The organism is Halococcus salsus (assembly GCF_009900715.1).
GTDB classification, from domain to species: Archaea; Halobacteriota; Halobacteria; order Halobacteriales; family Halococcaceae; genus Halococcus; species Halococcus salsus.
Map to the genome: position 1 here is coordinate 1 of NZ_JAAAJC010000028.1, position 3,717 is coordinate 3,717.

The 3,717-nt window shown below is 56.4% G+C and carries 3 protein-coding genes and 1 pseudogene; 1 reads left to right on the forward strand and 3 read right to left on the reverse strand.

The genetic code is table 11. From position 1 onward, the window contains the following. Positions 1 to 135: 135 nt before the first annotated feature. Positions 136 to 266, reverse strand: a pseudogene (locus tag GT355_RS18730) (ISH3 family transposase); the annotation flags it as partial. A gap of 112 nt (positions 267 to 378) precedes the next feature. Here GT355_RS18730 and GT355_RS17845 point away from each other — a divergent pair. After that, the gene (locus tag GT355_RS17845) at positions 379 to 549 is read left to right on the forward strand and encodes a hypothetical protein (protein ID WP_160135847.1); all 171 of its coding nucleotides are present in this window, start codon (positions 379 to 381) and stop codon (positions 547 to 549) included. An 802-nt stretch (positions 550 to 1,351) separates the two neighbouring features. Here GT355_RS17845 and GT355_RS17850 read toward each other — a convergent pair. Then, positions 1,352 to 2,392, reverse strand: a complete 1,041-nt coding sequence (locus GT355_RS17850; RefSeq protein WP_160135848.1) for a mechanosensitive ion channel family protein — start codon at positions 2,390 to 2,392, stop codon at positions 1,352 to 1,354. 680 nt (positions 2,393 to 3,072) lie between these two features. Further along, the gene (locus tag GT355_RS17855) at positions 3,073 to 3,483 is read right to left on the reverse strand and encodes a hypothetical protein (RefSeq protein ID WP_160135849.1); all 411 of its coding nucleotides are present in this window, start codon (positions 3,481 to 3,483) and stop codon (positions 3,073 to 3,075) included. Positions 3,484 to 3,717: the final 234 nt, after the last annotated feature.

The window sequence follows — 3,717 nt, forward strand, 5'->3', positions numbered from 1 at the left end:
GGATAGGTATTCAAACAGCGGTACTGTCTCGGTCGCCGCGACATTCAAGAAGTCGTCGACTGAAGCTACGTTTTGCAGGGCGTTGGCTTTGCTGGACACACTTCCAACGCCCTGCAACCCTGCACGTGATGCTTTCTATGACACGCTCGGCTTGTTCGAAAGGACTGACTGCCGCACAGGAGGGCCGACCATGCTGCCCGCGTCACCATGTCGATGAACTTCTCGAATGACCACTGCTAGAGGCGACGCCCGTCACGGCACGGGGTCAATTCATTTCGAAGGATTCTGGCAGCGAATGAGGAGTTCGGCCAAAAAATAGTCAATAAACGCAATCCGACTTTCCATCGGTGAATAGCCATGCGAGACACACCTGATGACATGACGGCAACAATCGCCTGTCCAGCATGTGGATCCGAAAACGTCGAGACCCTCCCCGCGGCGAGTGCGGCCGCGGCCGACGAGTATCGCTGCCTCGATTGTGGGGCCGAGTTCGACGTCGGCGGTGATGAGCCACCATTTGCCGATTCTGACGACCCTCACGCGCCGTAGTAGGTCATCTGGGTCTCGGTACGGCTCGAATTCCTCGGCGACGCTACCGGTCAAAGCATTGAGAGACCGATCAGAAGGGAGGGGGAGAGGGGGACCATCCACGATTCACCGGAGATAGACTTCAGCACGGCGTTACAGTTGTCGGCTACTATAGCTCACACAGCACCCTCGCGGTCAGTCTCTTTGGGAGATGCTGGAAAATGGGCCGGTCGGTTTTGCCCCCCGGCCCGTGGTTCGCGTATGCTCCTACGCCCGGTGTCCCCGTGTTGACCGAACGTAGCACAGGCAAACACGCCTGCATTTCATACTACGGCGGGGATCCCTTTATTTGTTGTTACCATATACCACGCTATAGCACGCATCGAATGCAGCATAAACGCTCGCCGACAGGGGCGATCGAAATAAACGAATCCGTGATTTCAACAGGGTGTAGAGAAGCAGGTGTTTCTTTACAGGTCTCGCCAGCTTCTCCCTTCAACCACGTCGGTTCTCGTGGTGGATTTTGCACATTGGAGCCGATCGTGAGTGCTGTTCGGGTGACTCACTGATAGATTGGTTATAGTGAAAGGTGATCTCAGCTGGTCGACCAGAGTAGCACGGCGGTTCAATGCGCTCGTGACGCGAATCTTGCACATGGATACAGGTGATCGATGTGCAACGAGATACAATCGGTTCTATCGACGTGAAACCTCGTGTGGTTTTGCGCCGAAAGCATGAAACGAAATTACGCTCCTGTAGCCATCTCACTACTGGACTGTGAATTGCAATCCAAAGATAGGCCGATAAAATGGGGAGGAGCGAGTTAGTCGTCAGTTGAACCTGGCGAGTCGAAGTTATCGCCTGACCGATTGTTGGACTCTTCAGTAAGGTCGGATGTACTGTTTCGCGCGCTCCCAACCCAGTCCTCGATGTTCTCGGCGACGTAGTCCTTGCTGCCCCAGCCGACACCAATGCCAACTGCGAGCGCGAGCGCGACACCGAGCGCTCCGAAGAACGCCACGACCACTGTGTTAAACAGATTCAGCAGCACTGAAGTGTCGAAACCAGCAGTATCGAGTGCGAACACTACCACAATATAGTAGACGAACAGCTGCACCACCATCCCCGCGAGGTCGGTCACACGGGTAGCGTTGATGTTCGCCACGAAGTCACCGATGATATCAGCCACATAAATCCCTACTACGAGGATGAGCACTCCTGCAATGACAAGCGGTAGTTGGCCAACGAATACACTCAGCGGCTGTGAAAGAGCCTGAAACTGAAGCTGGTCTACGGCTGCGACCAACGCGAAGTAGTAGATCAGATATTCGATGACCATCGCTATTGCACTGCCAACACCGCCGACTGACCGCGCAACTGTGGCTAGCGGTGTGTCTCGAATGTATGTCTCAAGCCCGAATCCGTCGACGATATCTTCGATGATGCCGCTGACGAAGCGACCGATAGCGAACCCAACAATCAGGATGACCGCCGCCACAACGATCCGGAGGGCGGCAGCAGTAATTCCCGAAAGGACGTCTCCCGGAAGTGGGAGATCAACCTGTGCGAGCGCGAGCAGGAGGGCAAGGAAATAGATGACGTACTTTACGAGGTCGCCGACTGCTTGAGCGACGTCATTATCCATGTTCCCCTGTCGTTCGAGTGGGGTCCCTGCGGTGTACTTTGAGGGACGGATTCCTTCGATGGCACGTTTGACGATGCCGCCGACGATACGACCAATGATAATCCCGACAAGTAGGATGACGAGCGCAGCGACAACTGCGAGAACGGCTGGAACGATGTCTCCAATAACGCTCTCGAGGTATCCCGACGCTTGCATCGGTTGTAGCAGTGGTTCTGTCATGTGTTTACGTGGGGTCTGCATTTTTACCAACGGTACAAGCAGTACCCACTATTTCAAAATCCGGACATCACTTAATGCTTTATGAAATGCTCAGCATATGGGACAAATTATGAACTTATTTCACATATTCAAAGCGGCTCTGGAGGTCGTATCAGCACCGGATAGGATAAACACCAGACTCTATCAGTAGTCGAGTGTCTACCGACAGGGGTTCGCTGAATTTTTGCATCCATAGAAATTCTGCAACGGCTTCAGCACGCGCTTTTCTCGCACGCGGTTCGAAAAGAACGGCGACCGCCCCACCGTGCTCGCTGCGCCATCGCGCGAGCTCGTCGGTCGTGCTCACCGGACCGCTCGCTTCGCTCACTCTCCTGATGGTCGCCCGGCTGCGCTGCTGCGACGAGATCGCGCGTGCTCACTCCGCACGGTTCCGACCTACTGGCTCCGGCGTAGAATGCCGTCGCCACTGCGACAGCCCCGCTAAGGAGTCCCCCCCCTTCGGGCCGGCCAAAGCCCGACCGCGTACCCACCCTCCGCGCCCGCCCACCTCCACGGTCCTGCTCGCGCCCACAGGGCGCTGTGCGGGCTTTCGCAGGCAGAAGGGTCACCGAGAACGCCGACGGCAGCCCCTCATTGATGGTCCTGGCGTTCCTCGCGTTGAATGGCCGCTAGTTAGCTTCTCACCCGAAATGGCCGACCAAGCGCCGCATACCGGCTCCGAGGATGAACGCACCGATGCCGACACCGAGAAGCGCCGTCGCAACCCACAGATACCACGACCAACCCGTCACCGGCCATGAGGGGGACAGAACGGCGCGTATTCCGTGTGTGAGAACCATCGCACCGGCGATGACGACCGTGTTTAGGGTGCTCACGACCAACCCGCTGTTGAGATAGGCGTTCACCAGTGCTGCGACGACCCCGATGAGGACCGGCAGATAGACGAGCGGCCAGATGAAGGGCAGCGTTCCGGTCATCATCCCGCCGAGGAAGACGGCCGTGAGCACGAACATCGCCGCGGCGAACCCGATGAACTGTCGGGAGCGGTGCCGTTCCCTCCCGAACAGCACGGCAGACTGTGTTGCGCTCATGATAGCATCTTTTTCCCGTCCAGTAAGTATCTTTACCCGACCTGTTATGGGAAAGCTACATGTTCCATGTAGACGAACTAGAAGCCATGACAGTTCTTAGCAATATACGAGCGTCACTGACCACCAATCGGCAGCTCAAACTGGGAGAAGTCATGGGATGGGCAAGTATCTTAATGAGCCTCTGGATAGGGCTCACGGCGATCACTGACGAGGCTTGGATAGCTGGCGCACTTT